Origin of the sequence: Vibrio sp. EA2, from assembly GCF_033042495.1 — a bacterium.
GTDB lineage: Bacteria > Pseudomonadota > Gammaproteobacteria > Enterobacterales > Vibrionaceae > Vibrio.
In genome coordinates this window covers 115,486-129,665 of the sequence record NZ_JAWLID010000012.1, presented here as the reverse complement: position 1 = coordinate 129,665, position 14,180 = coordinate 115,486, and the positions used below count along the sequence as shown (strand labels likewise).

Here is a 14,180-nt window from a genome sequence, read left to right as displayed (position 1 = left end):
GAAGCCCCTCACAGGGGCTTTAATAAAAGAATAATAATAAGGCACAACATGCAACACACTCACGAAGCAATTGAATTTTCAGACAAGTATCTGTTCAAAGAAAGACATGGATACAACAACTCAGTCATCAACCCTGTCAGCAGTATGATGAAACTGACTGGGCTGTCTAGGAACACTGTTCAGCAAGCATTTGCGGGTAAGAAATGCAGTAAGCTACAAGTTAAAGTTCTCGAACTTCTTGAAATCATCGTTACTGATGACCAGAAAAAATTAGAGAGATTCGAGATCTAGCAAGAAAAAACCAGTAACACAAAACTTAAGCCAAAATCCCCATCGGGGCTTTTTCTTTTTCTCGAATTTTATAATCATCAAAGTAGGCAATCTGACAAAATCTTTATTTTATGTATAAGTTAAAATAAAAATACAAATTAAATTAAAATAATATATTTTATTTGGTTGTTTATATTTTAGATTGCAAAATAAACTCTTATAATATAAAACTAAGAAATAAAATAATAATAAAAAGGTTTAGGTTATGGTTTACGAAGCAATAGATTTACTTTACAAACAACAAGTTGAATTACAAGCGCAACAGCAAGCTCAGCTAGATAGAATTGAAGTATTAACTAATACTTTTGACGACAAGTTTAAAGTAGAGATGGACGTTGGAAAAGTTCATGCATGGGGCGGTTCGAACAGAAATATAGATATAAAAGTAAGGTCATTAAAGACGGGTGAAACATTAGCTGTTGCTTCTGTGAATGCAGTGAGAGATGACTACAGAGAGCCATTTAGCTGCCCTAAAAATACTGACAAATTACTGCTGGGTGGTTTAAGCAGACACGCACCAAAAATCATGCATGATTTTAATGAGTACATGAAAGAGAAAAATATGAACATAGCTTTTAAAAAATACCTGCTCAACAAAACTGATGAGTACTTGGCAAAGAAGCACAATGAAAAATTCATGCGCTAATAAAAATAAGAAGTGAGAAAGCACTCAAACTTAAAGCTATAATAAAAAGAGAATTAAAAACATGGAAAAACTAATTGAATTTTTAATAGACAGAAAACTAGTAATTCATGAGTTACTAAATTAGAAAAATGGCTAAACTCAGGTTTGTCCAGAGGCTTGCTGATGGGGCATGAAACACGAAAATGCCCCATTATTTGCTAAAAAAACTTTCGATCGATAAATCCCGTCAGAATTTGCCCTATATTTCCTAATGTCGAACCAGAGCCGGGGTGTGCATATTCTGGACAAAAGCGAGAAAAACATGAACTCTTAAGAGTTTTGTCCAGAATGTATAGTCATTCAAAAGAGAACATTGATTAAAAAGGCTCTAATGACAAAGCAATCGTCAATAGCACTGGCAAAGTTACGATGCTTAAAAAGTTACCAAACAGCACCATTGAAGCGACCTTGGCAGGCTCAAGGCCAAACCTCTCAGCAAGCAGGTAATTCATGACTGCTGGAGGCAACATCGAAAAGAGTAACATCATCTGCAAATGCATGGTCGGCAGTGGAATAAGCATATAAATAATCCCAAAAGTAACCGCCCCTGTTGCCAACGACTGCAGAGTGCAAAGCAGACCGACTTTAAGACCGCTCAGGCGCATATTACACATCTGAGTCCCGAGGGATAAAAGCATAATAGGGACGGCTGTCTGCCCCAGAAGTGCTGTTGCATCATAAAGAGGCTCCCAGATACCAATGTCGGTCAAGTTTAGTATCAGAGCCACAATAGCCGCGATAAACATAGGCATACGTACAACCTGCTTAAGAGGATTCCCTTTGCTGACTAATGTCAGACCAAGACTGACATGCGTACAAACCGAAACGACGAGCAACAGTACTGCTGGTGCTATAGCAGCCTCGCCAAACGTGTAAGTAAAGAGAGGTATTGCTAAGTTACCACTATTGCGAAACATATGTGGCGGAGCCCAGACTTTGTAAGGAAGTTTAAACAACCGACATATTGGAACCATTAACAAGCCAGGGATAAATATCGCAACAAGCGAAGCACTAAGCAGCGGCACTTGGGTCATATCAAGTGGCATCGTTCCTACTGAAGAAAACACCAGAGCAGGCAAGAACATATCCATGTTAATACGGTTAATGGGCCGAAAATCCATTTTAATCCAACGACCAATGCCGTACCCCACAGCCACGAGGGAAAATAGCGGAAACAGTATTCCAATGACTAATTCAAACATCTTACTACCTGTTTTCCAGTGCTGTCTGTAAACGCTCTAAAGCAATGGCAAGACTAGTGTGATTGGTACCGTAACAGACACGCAGGTGACCACACCCCGCCTCTCCGAATGCTTCCCCGGGTGCGACGCCTACTTTGGACCTCTCAATCATATCCAGAATAAATGGCTGGCTATTGTTAGCTAACCCATCAACCTTCAGGAAGGCATAAAAGGTTGCCGGCATTTCATACAAGGTTACGCTAGGGATCTTACCTAATGCTTCACGCACCATATCTCTCGAATGACGAAAACGCTTCAGTGTCTGTTGTAAAAAGACTTCGCCCTGCTCAATTGCAGCAACGCCTGCGGCCTGAACAAAGGCAGGAGCACAGGAAACATTAAACTCAATCAGCTTGGTAATCGTTGGCCGGAGCGGTTTAGGCAGAGTAAGCCAGCCCAAACGCCATCCCGTCATACACCAGGTTTTGGAGAAACTATTACAAACAATAATACGATCATGGTCATCGATGAACTGACAAAAGGAAGGGGCAGATGTTCCCTGATAAACATGGCGGTTATACACTTCATCCGAGATTACCCATACCCCGGTCTGTCGAGAAAACTCGGTTATCGCTTTAAGCTGTTGTTCGCTCGCCATCCAGCCAGTCGGATTGGCTGGTGAATTGATAACTAATGCCCGGGCATCTTTCGTCACCGCAAAAAGCGCCTCCATATCCAGTTCGAATCGTCCTTCGACCTGAGTAAGCGGGAACTCTACGACTTCCGCACCAAGTAGACTTGGTATCGCGGTCAGTATCGGATAAGCAGGACTGATAACAACCACCTTATCCCCTGGCTTTAATACGGCCTGAGCGGCAAGCATCACCGCATTGGTACCTGACAAGGTCACTACGATATTCTCATCGGTAAACGGACGCCCAAACAGGCGTGACTGGTAGTCAGCCAGCGCCTGGCGCAACTGCGGTATACCATTGTTTGGTGTGTACAATGTCTGTCCCTGCTCCAGGCTTTCGAAAGCCGCCTGCTTAATAAAATCAGGCGTAACAATATCTGACTCTCCAAACCACAGGGGAATGACATCTTTTTGCGACATACCAAAGTTGGCAATAGCGCGGATAGAAGACTCTTTCAATTGTGACACAACCGGACTGATGTCGCTAAGTAGGGAAGACTGCATTGTTGTACCTCGGCTAAAAACTCGACTAATAAGCTCTAATCTTATCGGTCATAGCAGGAATTGCCTTGCTTTTCAGGTGTGACATAAGCCCATTTTTGTATTAGTCTTCCAATTATTACCTCATTAATGGCGGAGTCTTTCTATGAAGAAGCTTGATAAAGTCGATATTGCCGTATTGCAGCGTTTGCAGCAGGATGGACGCTTAACAAATGCAAAGCTTGCCCAAGAGCTGGCAATCAGTGAAACCCCCTGTTGGAGGAGGCTAAAGCGCTTGGAAGAAGAGCAATATATAGAGGGGTATCAGGCTAACCTGAATCGCCGCAAGCTAGGGTTTGGCGTTCTGGCATTTGTTCAGCTTACCTGTACAAAGCATGATACTGAAACAACCAGGATTTTCGAGTCTATTATCCAAAGCTCTGAGAACGTGCTTTCTTGCCACAATACAACCGGCGATTCGGATTTTATGCTCCAGGTTGTCGCTAAAGATCTCGATGATTACAGCGATTTTGTTGAAAGAGAGCTAAGGCAGCTACCCGGCGTGTCTGTGATTAGCTCAAATATTTCTCTACGAGAGCTGAAGTCATCCACAAGGCTACCGGTTTCTCTCTGACATAACCAACCTATGTCACATTTTCTTTACATCTGAATTAGTCTTTCATAATTACGTTGTTTTATGAAAGACTATTTACTTTTTGATTGATATCCAGGTAACCTTTGCAAGGTAATTTCTTCGCACAAAGATAGACTGTTAACAACTGATACCACTAAACAGCACTGCGGAGAAGCCTATGAAAGCCGTCGTTATAGAAAAATTTTCATCTATTCCAGAAATCAAAAATGTACCGGATCCAACACCCGCTTCCCATGGTGTGGTAATTAAAGTTGAAGCGACTGGCGTATGTCGCAGTGACTGGCACTGCTGGCAAGGTCATGATGAGGACGTTGTACTCCCGCACGTACCCGGTCATGAATTTGCCGGTGTTATCGCAGAAGTTGGTTCAGAGGTGAATAGGTTCAAGGTTGGCCAGCGAGTGACAGTGCCGTTTGTAAACGCATGTGGCTCCTGTCCTGAGTGTAATACCGGTAATCATCAGGTGTGTGGTAACCAGACCCAGCCCGGCTTTACGCATTGGGGATCATTTGCTGAATACACCACTGTTGATCACGCTGACGTAAATTTGGTCACCCTACCAGAGCATCTGGACTTTGTTACAGCAGCCAGCCTTGGCTGCCGGTTTGTAACTTCATTCAGAGCGGTAGTCGATCAAGGCAAAGTTTCTGCCGGACAATGGGTAGCAGTACATGGCTGTGGTGGTGTCGGCCTGTCAGCGATTATGATTGCGACTGCAATTGGTGCCAATGTAATCGCCATCGATATTGATGATACCAAGCTGGAAATGGCACGCTCGCTTGGGGCTGTCGCCACGGTAAATGGCAATAAAGTCGCTGATGTTGCAGAAGCTGTAATTGAGATCAGTAAAGGAGGTGCACATGTTTCTCTTGATGCTCTGGGGCACCCTATCACCTGTGTAAACTCAGTGAAGAGCTTGCGCAAATTAGGCAAGCATATACAAGTCGGGTTATTACTTGCTGAACAGGCCAATCCTGCTATGCCTATGGCTAAAGTTATCGCTGACGAACTGGAAATTATAGGTAGCCACGGCATGCAAGCACATCGTTACGATGCCATGTTAGCCATGATGATGTCCGGAAAATTAACACCAGAGAAATTGCTGGGCCGTACTATCAGCCTGGAACAATCGATTGAGGCTCTAACCACTATGGATTCGGCAACCACACCTGGAGTTACGGTTGTTACAGGTTTCTAAGGAGGGCGAAATGACACAAGATAAACAATCTCCGATTATCGGGTTTATTGGGGGCGGTAATATGGCCGCCGCCATGATTAGTGGGCTGATTTCGAAAGGTTTTCTGGCGCAAGATATACTGGTGTCAGAACCATCCGCAGAAAGAGTGGCATGGTTATCAGACAAATATGGTGTATCTACGGTAAGTAAAACGCAGGATGTCGTTGATAAGTCCGATGTTGTTGTGCTGGCGGTCAAGCCCCAGGTTATAGAAGCTGTTGCAAAACAAATTGATATCAGAGCAGATAGAAGTCAGGTTTTTGTTTCCATCGCTGCAGGCACATCTATCAAAACACTCGAGAATATATTGGGCCATGAGTGTGCAATAGTGCGCTTGATGCCCAATATGCCAGCGCTGGTCGGCGCTGGGATGTCTGGTTTATATGCAAATGCCAACACCGATGAGCAACAAAAGAAGCTTGCAACCACGGTCGCTGAATCTTTTGGTGAGTGCTTAGAAGTACAGAATGAAAATGACATTAACCTAGTCACAGCGCTTTCTGGTAGCGGTCCGGCGTATTTCCTGCTTATGATGCAATGCATGATCTCAGCTGGTGAAGAGCTGGGGATGAGATCTGATGATGTAAAGCGCCTGGTTGGTCATACGGCCCTGGGGGCTGCAAAACTAGCATTACTATCTGATGATGAACCAGATACACTTTGCCAACGTATTGCGTCACCCGGCGGAACCACTGAAGCGGCGCTTACTACTCTGCATGAGAGAGAAGTTGAAAGTGCTGTAAAACAAGCGGTTAAAGCGGCATACCAGCGTGCTTTGGAATTAAGTGTTTAAGTAGGCAGAGGCAATATATGAGCTACTTAAATGCATGGTTATGCGAACTACTAATATGCTCCAGCTTTTAAAAATGCTCACTGATGTCCAATTCCTGTCACGGCGACCACCGTTATAAATGGTGGTCATTGTCGTTTTGGGATACTAAAACTTATCGATAGGGTAGAAATCGGCCTGTCATCGTAAATTGAAAATGTCCAGAGGTGTGCCAGCGTCGATCACGGCAAACACACCTTTGCCCCAAACCGTTTCAGAGCGTGTCGTTTTGGTAATAGAACTGACTAATATGCACATTGCCTATCAATTGCCGAGTAGGGATAGTTCAGTTGTTGCAAATTTTGCAACAACTGACATCGAGTCTAACGATCAAACAGCCTGTTGTACAAATTCTAATAATTAATTGTGCAAAAGGCTCCTGTATAGATGAGCTAGTGCATTTTTCCCCTTGTCGAGCTAGCTGATGTGGTTAGCTCAGTTCTATCCCAAAGAGTTCCTGAAAATAGAAACTAGGTATTAGATACCTTATTTAGGCTAGAAATGTTCTTGTAAGTTGATTAAATTTTGTCAGAAAACTTAAAACCTTGGCTTTCTAGTGTTTTAGCCACTTCAGGGAAATAGATAGTGCTGTAGAATTGCGCCGTTTGAGCTGTGTAGCTCGGCATTTCAGTCAAACCGATGTTGTCCCACCACTTACGTAGTTCTTCATCATACTCAATCGCACCAGCCGCAACTTTTTCTGCATCGTACTTTTCATTCATTGCGTAGCTTTCTAGTGACACACGCGGCTTAACAGCAGACTCAACGTTGGTATCAATCACACCAATAGTCGAGCCAAGAGTTGGATAGGTATTTTCTGGTAATTCAAGCAAGTCAATCATTGCTTGAGGGTTTGCGCGGATACCACCAATGACCGTAGTGCCATAACCAAATGACTCCGCGGCTGTCTGTAGTGCGTTTACTGCGATACCTGCGTCAACAGAACCAACAACAATACCCTCAGCTGATTTTGAAATCACCATTTCTTGTCCTGCGTATTTCATGGCAGCATCTGCGCGGTTATAATCGATCACGACTGTCACAAACACATCTGCCGTAGCGACTTGTGGTTGACCACCTGCAATTTCAGCAATCCGTTTAATCTTCGCTTTATCACGAGTAACGACAAGCGATACTTGCTGACCATTAATCGAGGTAGGGGCTTGTTGTGCGGCTCGCAAAATTAGCTTTAGGTCTTCTTCTTTAACTGATTCTCCAGTGAAGTTACGAATAGAGCGGCGTTTGAGTAGTTGTTCGATTGTCTGATTCATTTTGATTACCTATGTCCTGTTTCGACTGTGTAATCATTTTACTTTTTCACGTGATACGTGGTAGAGCACTACCAGTTGAATTGGTTATAACCAAAAGTTAAAGCTATTTCACCTCAAGAAGATAGTTGATCAACACTTTGACACGCAATGGCATATAGCTGCGTGATGGGTAATAGAGCCAAACTGGAGCTGAAGTGGGCTTAAATTGATCGAGAACCGAAATCAGCGCTCCATTGCTCTCTTCAAGATAACTCTTAGCAACCAAGGTGATACCAAATCCTGCTTTTGCTGCGAGATAGGCAGAGTTCGGATTGTTGACGATAAGTTTAGACTCAAACGTGTACTGCGATACGTCACCATTATCAATGAAAGTCCATGGGTTAATTCTGCCTGTTGTGGGAGAGCGGTAGTTGATGCAATGGTGATTTTCTAAATCTTCTGGGGATTGTGGCGCTCCATACTTATCGATGTATGACGGTGAGCACACATATAACAGCTGTAAGTCATAGTATGGGCGGGCGATTAAGCGGCTGTCTTCATTGATGCGGTTGCCAATACCCAGATCAAAGCCATTCTCAATCAAGTCGTGCGCTCTATCGTCAAAGTGCACATCTAGCACAACTTCTGGATGCAGGTCCATGAACTCGAGTAGCTTGGGGTAAACCATTGTCTGACCAAAGTGGACTGGTAGGTTAACTTTGATCTCGCCCCTCATCTCGGTGCTTGCATCCATGCTCAGGCTTACGCTTTCATTTAACGCTTCAACTAGATCAACAGTGCGATCAAATAACTGCTTACCCTCAATCGTCAGTGTTAACGAGTGAGTAGAGCGATGAAATAGCCTTTGATTCAACACTTTCTCCAGTTAAGAAATCGATTTACTTATCGCCGCAGGAGAGACGCCAAGTTTACGAGATGCAGCAGAGAAGCTGCCTTGTTTAACAACATCAATAAATGTGGGAAGTTGAGAGGGTATCATTCTGACGTTTGGTTATAACCAATGTGGTTAATGAGTCTATACAGTTTATAACGGCATCCTGACTAAATACAGCGTGTCAAAATAAACATGAGCGTCGAGATTTAATGTATCAAGCAATTACCAACATACTCACCCTCTCCAAATAAAAGGGTGAGTAGAAAATAATCCAGAACCAATTAGGCTCAATCAGAAGATGGAAATATCAGTTCTAGATTAACTTGAAAACACTTCTTTTAAGTGTGCTTTATACCTGTCAAAGTCGTTTTCTATCTGAGGATTTTTTATAACATCATTGCACATAAATGTGCTCACGGGGGACATTCCCAAAAACTGATGTGCTTTATGAAATGGTAAGTACACACCATCAACGCCTACCCCTTCAAAAAACTGAGATGGGTCAGTAAAAGCGTCTTGCGGAGCATTCCATGTAACCGAAAGCATATACTTTTTCCCTTGAATCAACCCACCTGATCCATACTTTGAGCTGCTATCAGTTCTGGTTCTGCCATCGCTTTGATACAAACGACCGTGACCAATAGTAAAGACATCATCGATATATTTTTTTACGATCCAAGGTGTTCCCATCCACCATGCTGGGTTTTGGTGGATCACAACATCTGCCCACAACCACTTTGCTATTTCAGTCTCTATGTCGTAACCGCTATCAACCTCAGTAACCTTTACGTCATGGTTTAACACGGTCAAATAGCTCACAGCTAATTCTACTAAGCTACTATTAAGTGCTCCTTGGGAGTGAGCAAACTTTTTACCACCATTAACAATTAATATATTACTCATTTTAATCGTCCCACTGTGGAGCAAGACCGTCAGGACTAACTTGACGCCCGTTACGCTCAAGGCTATCGATCAATTTGATATCCTCACTCAATAGTTGAATCTGTTGAGCTTGAAGATTACTGATTAGGTTCTCACGCTTGGTTGAAGATGGAATCACTGCAAATCCCTTTGTTAGCGCCCACGCGAGTACAATTTGCGCAGGCGTTGATTGGTACTTACTTGCGATATCAATAATCGTAGAATCCTTTAAAACTTCGCCATAAGCTAACGTCATGTAAGAGGTCACTTGAATGTCATTTTCTTGCATAAATGACACTAGCTTGTGGTTTTGCAAGAATGGGCTTAGTTCAATTTGGTTGGTTGCTATATTTTCCTTGCCCACCGCATCAAATGCTTTATTTAACAACTCGATATTGAAGTTTGATACCCCAATTTGTTTGGTTAATCCTAACGATTTTGCTTCAAGTAGCGCTTGCATATACTCTTTGACGTTGTCGTTTGTACCTGGCCAATGAATCAATGTTAAATCGACATAGTCAGTTTGTAGTTTATCTAGGCTCTCTTTGAGGCTTGGGATGAGCTTGTCATCAGCCATATTGTCTACCCAGATTTTTGTTGTAATGAACAACTCTTCTCGTGGCAACTTAGATTCAACCAGTGCTTCTCCTATGCTCGCTTCATTACCATAGATTTGAGCGGTATCAACCACACGATATCCAACTTCCAATGCGTTGCGTACTGAATTTTTTACCACTTCACCCTCTAAGCGAAAAGTGCCTACACCAAATGAAGGTACTGTCATTTTTATCTCCTAAGTATTTATCTTGTCTTTGTTGTTGGCACTAACTTTACTTGATGGTTTTAATTCCCTAAAGTAAACATTAGTTAATTATAAAATTACAAAAGGTAACGAATGAAATCGACCTTGGATGAAATGAAAGCTCTAGTCGCAGTTGCCGATACTGGAACTGTGAGAGGAGCGTCAGAGATTCTTTCTATAACACCAGCTGCGGTGAGTAGAACTATTTCTAGGCTCGAAGCGAAACTAGAAACCACCTTATTAAATCGGACTACACGTAAATTGAGTGTCACTTCAGAAGGCAGTATATACTTGAAAAGAGTACGCAAAGTGCTCGAAGAGGTTGAGTTAGCAGAAGTACAGTTGAAGCACCAGAAAGAGACGCCCTCAGGTTTTTTGCGCATAAATGCAGCCACGCCCTTCGCGATTCACGGGCTTGCTCCGTGCATTTCACGTTATCAATCCCTTTACCCTGACGTTGAAATAGAGTTGACGACAGATGAAGAAAACATAGATTTAGTTGGTAAGCACACCGATATTGCTATCCGTATCGGACAGCTGAAAGATTCCTCATTAAGAGCAGTATTTATCGGTAATAGCAGAATACGTATTGTTGCTAGCCCTGAATATCTAAATGAATTTGGTACACCAAGCAGTATTGATGAGTTGTCCAACCATAGGTTATTAGGTTTTAGTCGGCCTGAGATTTTGAAAAACTGGCCACTCAAAGATGCAAACGATAAGATTTTTAGAGCAACGAGTGACTTGCAAGCCGACAATGGTGAGGTGATCCGGCATTTAGCGTTGTGTGGAGCTGGCATCGCATGCTTGTCTGACTTTATGACATTTAGTGATAGAAGAAATGGTACCTTGGTAGAACTGTTCAAAGATTCTTCACTCAAGATAGAGCAGCCCATTCACGCTATTTACTATAAGAACTCAGCAACATCTCTGCGAATTTCATCATTTATTAAGTTTATCAAGGCGAACCTAAATGTTGAGAAAAACGAGTTTATGTAGCTTATCTTTCGCTCGCTCGGTTCATAAAGCTTTTTTGCGCTGAGCTTTCTCGATAAAGTAGTTGCAAGCACTCATCAATTGCTGTGATGTGTTTGGCACATTGTTCTACTTCGGATTCATCAGTTTCGGGGAATATTAGTTCTGTTTGACTTGGTGTCGCTCCCCTGCACGTTAAGATTTTGAGGATTTGTTTAACGCTCATAGAAATCTCCATAACTCGGATTTAGTGAGAGCCTACGGTCACCGTAAGCTCATCAAAAATGTTTACAGCTTGACTTTGTGCAAACCTGCATGTTCTTTTCCGCCAAACAGTAGGCCACCATCATTGGTGATATAAAAGTAGCCTTTATCTTGCTTGCTCATTTGGATTGCAGTATTACCCTCAATGCCATGTTCAAGCACTACGGATTTTTGCTTATCCACCGTGTATTTAATCACTTCATGGTGGTGCGTGGTGATGAACCAGTCGCCTTGCTCATTGATGATAAAATCATCGGCTTGAATACCATTTTCGATGATTTCAACCTTCGCTGCTTTGCCTTCACTTAACTCGATTTTGCCAAGTGTTTGCTGCGCGGAGTTGGTGAAGAAAAGCGCACCTTTGTATAGCTGAATACCGTTTACTCCTGGAAGTCCAGGGCGATCTTGCATCGGTTTCAGTGCTTCATTATCAAGCCAAACAGACAGTTTATTGGTGCTCATATCAAACAGGTAGATCTTGCCCATTGCAGCATCAGCAATTAGATATTGTAGTCTGCCGAGATAAACCATGCCATTTAAAAATGCTGGAGTATCAAGACCGATGAGGCGAGTGAGTTCGCCCTTTGTTGATACCTTATAAAGCGCCATGTGGTTCAAGAAGTCCGCACCAGTCATAATCGACAATTCGTGTACAGATAGTAGACCCTCGCCATTTTCATCAAAACGGATTGAAACCGGATGACCATTTACCTTTGCCCAAAGTGACGCTTGACCGTTCTCGTTGTATTTATAAAGTGTTTGACCAGTGTAGTCGGTTGCGATCAGCTCTTGATCGTTTTGGTAAGTCAGGTTTTCAAAGAAGTGTCCCGCAGGCATCGAAATGACGGAGTCAATCACAGGCTGATGGTTGTGATTGTCCGCTGCGAAAGCTGGTGTCATCATCGTAGCCGTTGCTAAAACTAAAGTAGTGAGTGTGCTTTTGAACATAATCTTAATCTCGTCATTTGTTGCGTTGATTGAGATATTAGATTAGCTTTCATAAACCATCTATAAGATAAAAATTAAGATAACTTTAACCTATAGTTTATGAAATCACTCCCTAGTCAGTTACCGATTCTGATAGAAGTTGCCAAAGAGCAGAGTTTTTCAGCGGCGGCACGCAACCTCGGTATTTCAACCCCAGCGGTCAGCAAAGCAATCAACAAATTAGAAGACGAATGGAAGCTAAAGTTGTTTTATCGTTCTTCTCACTCGCTAAGCTTGACCTCGGTAGGGCGACAGTTGGTCGCGGAATTACAACCTGCGGTGGAAAGCATTTTCTCGGCGATTGATAGCAGTAAAGAGGCAAACCAAGAGCTGGCAGGGACGATTAAAATCAACCTACCCGGCACTGCATTAGGTGTGGATACTATCTTGCCGCATTTAATCGCTTTTAATGATAAGTACCCAAACGTACAGCTTGACCTCCATTTTAGTGATGCCAGTGTAGACCTAGTGGCTCACGGCTTTGATTTGGGGATCGGCACATCCATCAACCAAGATTCACGCTTGATAGCCAAGCGATTGTTCAATAGCAACATTGGCTTATATGCAGCGAAAAGCTTTGTTGAGCAGCAAGGTATGCCACAAACTCCAAGTGAATTGGGTGACTATCGCTGCCTACCTATCCGCTCGATTGAAACGGGTAAGGTGCGGGCGATCAGTCTGTTTGAAGATGAACAAGAGCAACTATTTGTTCCACAAGGTAGTGTCACGGTAGACAGTTTTATTGCCGCTAAAAGTATTCTCTGCTCAGGTTGGGGGATCGTTGGGCTTGCTGAGTGGATGGTAAATGCAGAGCTTGAACGAGGTGAAGTAGTTCCAGTTTTGCCAACCTATTGGGGACCAAAGCTGCCGATATACCTCTACTACTCATCAAGGGAGTACATGCCACAAAGTGTGCGAGCCTTGATTGATTATCTCTCTGATAAGCTCACTTGAGCTTCAAGGGGTTACTATCAAAGCGTTTCAGCAATCCCGCTTAAATACATTTGAGTTAACTGCATGCATTACCACAAGCAGCAAATGCCTCAATCAGTTTGGTTTTTAGCCAATTAACCGCAGGATCTTTATCATAAGCAGGGTGCCAGCCAAGATACATAGTAAAACCTTGCGCCTCAAATGGCAGGTCGAACCCATCAAGCTCGCGCTCGTAATGAGCTATCAAGCGAGATGGCAGTGTGCAAACAAAATCAGAATGTTTCAGTAGCTCTTGCGCGACATTAAATTGAGTCACAGAAAGCGCAACATGGCGAGATTTTCCCATCTCCTTTAACTGTTCATCCATAAAACCAAAGAAGCTGCCGCCAGAGGTAGAAACTAAGATGTGTTTTAGCTGGCAGTAATCATCAACAGATAGCGGCTTGGTCCCTCTCGGGTGGTGTTTTCTCTGCCCCATCATAAATTTCTCTTTAAACAGAACCGCTGCTTTGGCATCTAACGGAATTCCTCGCTCAGAGGCAATAACCAAATCTAGCTCTCCACGCTGCATAAGATCATTGGCTTGCTTAACATCTGTGTGAAAGGCGATCTGAATATTCTCTCCTAATGAATCATGCAGAGATTGAGTGAATGTTTTACTGATGATCGTCAGAGGGTAGTCGGCAATCGCGACATTAAACGTTCGCGTGTCAGTTAGCGGCTCAAACACTTGGGTCTGCGAAATCAACTCATCAAGCCCGTGTAATAGCTGTTTTAGCGATGCGTGAATAGCCGTGGCTTTAGGTGTTGGCAGCATTCCCCGACCATTACTTGCTGGCACTAACAACGGATCGTCAAACAGGGTGCGCAGTTTACCAAGCTGGGTAGAAACAGATGACTGGCTGAGGTTGAGCCTTTGCGCAGCTTTGGTCACGCTGTTCTCATCAAGCAAAATATTGAGTGAGGTGAGTAAGTTAAGATCCACTCGCTTTAGATTATCGGTCAAGTTGCTCATCGTTTTTATCAATACCTCATATCAATACATTCAATTTCAATGATGCC

General features: G+C 43.1%; 17 protein-coding genes. 7 read left to right on the top strand and 10 right to left on the bottom strand.

All coding sequences use genetic code 11. From position 1 onward, the window contains the following. Positions 1–48: 48 nt before the first annotated feature. Both RXX31_RS20035 and RXX31_RS20030 read left to right on the top strand, forming a co-directional pair. Positions 49–291, top strand: a complete 243-nt coding sequence (locus tag RXX31_RS20035; protein WP_317591472.1) for an ATPase — start codon at positions 49–51, stop codon at positions 289–291. Positions 292–535: 244 nt separating this feature from the next. Continuing rightward, positions 536–976 carry a hypothetical protein gene (locus RXX31_RS20030; RefSeq protein WP_317591471.1) on the top strand — a complete coding sequence of 147 codons (441 nt, stop codon included), beginning with the start codon at positions 536–538 and terminating at the stop codon, positions 974–976. A gap of 356 nt (positions 977–1,332) precedes the next feature. Here the strand turns inward: RXX31_RS20030 and RXX31_RS20025 are convergent, their stop codons facing one another. Then, positions 1,333–2,217 (bottom strand): AEC family transporter, encoded by an 885-nt coding sequence (locus RXX31_RS20025; RefSeq protein WP_317591470.1) that lies wholly within the window; start codon positions 2,215–2,217, stop codon positions 1,333–1,335. Positions 2,218–2,221: 4 nt separating this feature from the next. Continuing rightward, complete coding sequence (locus RXX31_RS20020; protein WP_317591469.1) at positions 2,222–3,394, bottom strand: pyridoxal phosphate-dependent aminotransferase; 1,173 nt, start codon at positions 3,392–3,394, stop codon at positions 2,222–2,224. Between the two features lie 142 nt (positions 3,395–3,536). On the opposite strand from RXX31_RS20020, the gene RXX31_RS20015 reads away from it, so the two are divergent. The 3 genes from RXX31_RS20015 (at position 3,537) to proC (ending at position 6,055) form a co-directional block, all read left to right on the top strand. Next, positions 3,537–4,004: an Lrp/AsnC family transcriptional regulator gene (locus tag RXX31_RS20015; RefSeq protein WP_167415958.1), complete on the top strand. Its 468-nt coding sequence runs from the start codon at positions 3,537–3,539 to the stop codon at positions 4,002–4,004. Between the two features lie 178 nt (positions 4,005–4,182). Further along, positions 4,183–5,223 carry a zinc-dependent alcohol dehydrogenase family protein gene (locus RXX31_RS20010; RefSeq protein ID WP_317591468.1) on the top strand — a complete coding sequence of 347 codons (1,041 nt, stop codon included), beginning with the start codon at positions 4,183–4,185 and terminating at the stop codon, positions 5,221–5,223. Between the two features lie 10 nt (positions 5,224–5,233). Then, positions 5,234–6,055, top strand: a complete 822-nt coding sequence (gene proC / locus RXX31_RS20005; protein WP_317591467.1) for a pyrroline-5-carboxylate reductase — start codon at positions 5,234–5,236, stop codon at positions 6,053–6,055. Between the two features lie 554 nt (positions 6,056–6,609). Here the strand turns inward: proC and RXX31_RS20000 are convergent. The 5 genes from RXX31_RS20000 to dkgB form a co-directional block, all read right to left on the bottom strand. After that, on the bottom strand, positions 6,610–7,362 hold the full coding sequence (locus tag RXX31_RS20000) for a nitroreductase family protein (RefSeq protein WP_317591466.1): 753 nt from the start codon (positions 7,360–7,362) through the stop codon (positions 6,610–6,612). Positions 7,363–7,465: 103 nt separating this feature from the next. Next, positions 7,466–8,215, bottom strand: coding sequence for a substrate binding domain-containing protein (locus tag RXX31_RS19995; protein ID WP_317591465.1), 750 nt, complete (start codon positions 8,213–8,215; stop codon positions 7,466–7,468). Positions 8,216–8,227: 12 nt separating this feature from the next. Beyond that, on the bottom strand, positions 8,228–8,341 hold the full coding sequence (locus RXX31_RS24865; RefSeq protein ID WP_411197993.1) for a LysR family transcriptional regulator: 114 nt from the start codon (positions 8,339–8,341) through the stop codon (positions 8,228–8,230). Positions 8,342–8,554: 213 nt separating this feature from the next. Then, the gene (locus tag RXX31_RS19990) at positions 8,555–9,139 is read right to left on the bottom strand and encodes an NAD(P)H-dependent oxidoreductase (protein WP_317591464.1); all 585 of its coding nucleotides are present in this window, start codon (positions 9,137–9,139) and stop codon (positions 8,555–8,557) included. 1 nt (position 9,140) lies between these two features. Further along, a complete protein-coding gene (gene dkgB, locus RXX31_RS19985; RefSeq protein ID WP_317591463.1) occupies positions 9,141–9,941 on the bottom strand; it encodes a 2,5-didehydrogluconate reductase DkgB in 801 nt (266 codons plus the stop codon). A 111-nt stretch (positions 9,942–10,052) separates the two neighbouring features. Here dkgB and RXX31_RS19980 point away from each other — a divergent pair, with 111 nt between their 5' ends. Continuing rightward, entirely contained in the window at positions 10,053–10,958 is a 906-nt protein-coding gene (locus tag RXX31_RS19980) for a LysR family transcriptional regulator (RefSeq protein ID WP_317591462.1), read from the top strand. Position 10,959: 1 nt separating this feature from the next. On the opposite strand, the gene RXX31_RS19975 is transcribed toward RXX31_RS19980, so the two are convergent. Together RXX31_RS19975 and RXX31_RS19970 are read right to left on the bottom strand one after the other, a co-directional pair. Continuing rightward, positions 10,960–11,160: a hypothetical protein gene (locus RXX31_RS19975; RefSeq protein ID WP_317591461.1), complete on the bottom strand. Its 201-nt coding sequence runs from the start codon at positions 11,158–11,160 to the stop codon at positions 10,960–10,962. Between the two features lie 62 nt (positions 11,161–11,222). Then, the gene (locus tag RXX31_RS19970) at positions 11,223–12,146 is read right to left on the bottom strand and encodes a hypothetical protein (protein ID WP_317591460.1); all 924 of its coding nucleotides are present in this window, start codon (positions 12,144–12,146) and stop codon (positions 11,223–11,225) included. Between the two features lie 99 nt (positions 12,147–12,245). Between RXX31_RS19970 and RXX31_RS19965 the strand changes: the two genes are divergently transcribed. Further along, positions 12,246–13,139 carry a LysR family transcriptional regulator gene (locus RXX31_RS19965; protein ID WP_317591459.1) on the top strand — a complete coding sequence of 298 codons (894 nt, stop codon included), beginning with the start codon at positions 12,246–12,248 and terminating at the stop codon, positions 13,137–13,139. Positions 13,140–13,194: 55 nt separating this feature from the next. On the opposite strand, the gene RXX31_RS19960 is transcribed toward RXX31_RS19965, so the two are convergent. Beyond that, positions 13,195–14,133 carry a LysR family transcriptional regulator gene (locus tag RXX31_RS19960; RefSeq protein ID WP_317591458.1) on the bottom strand — a complete coding sequence of 313 codons (939 nt, stop codon included), beginning with the start codon at positions 14,131–14,133 and terminating at the stop codon, positions 13,195–13,197. Positions 14,134–14,180: the final 47 nt, after the last annotated feature.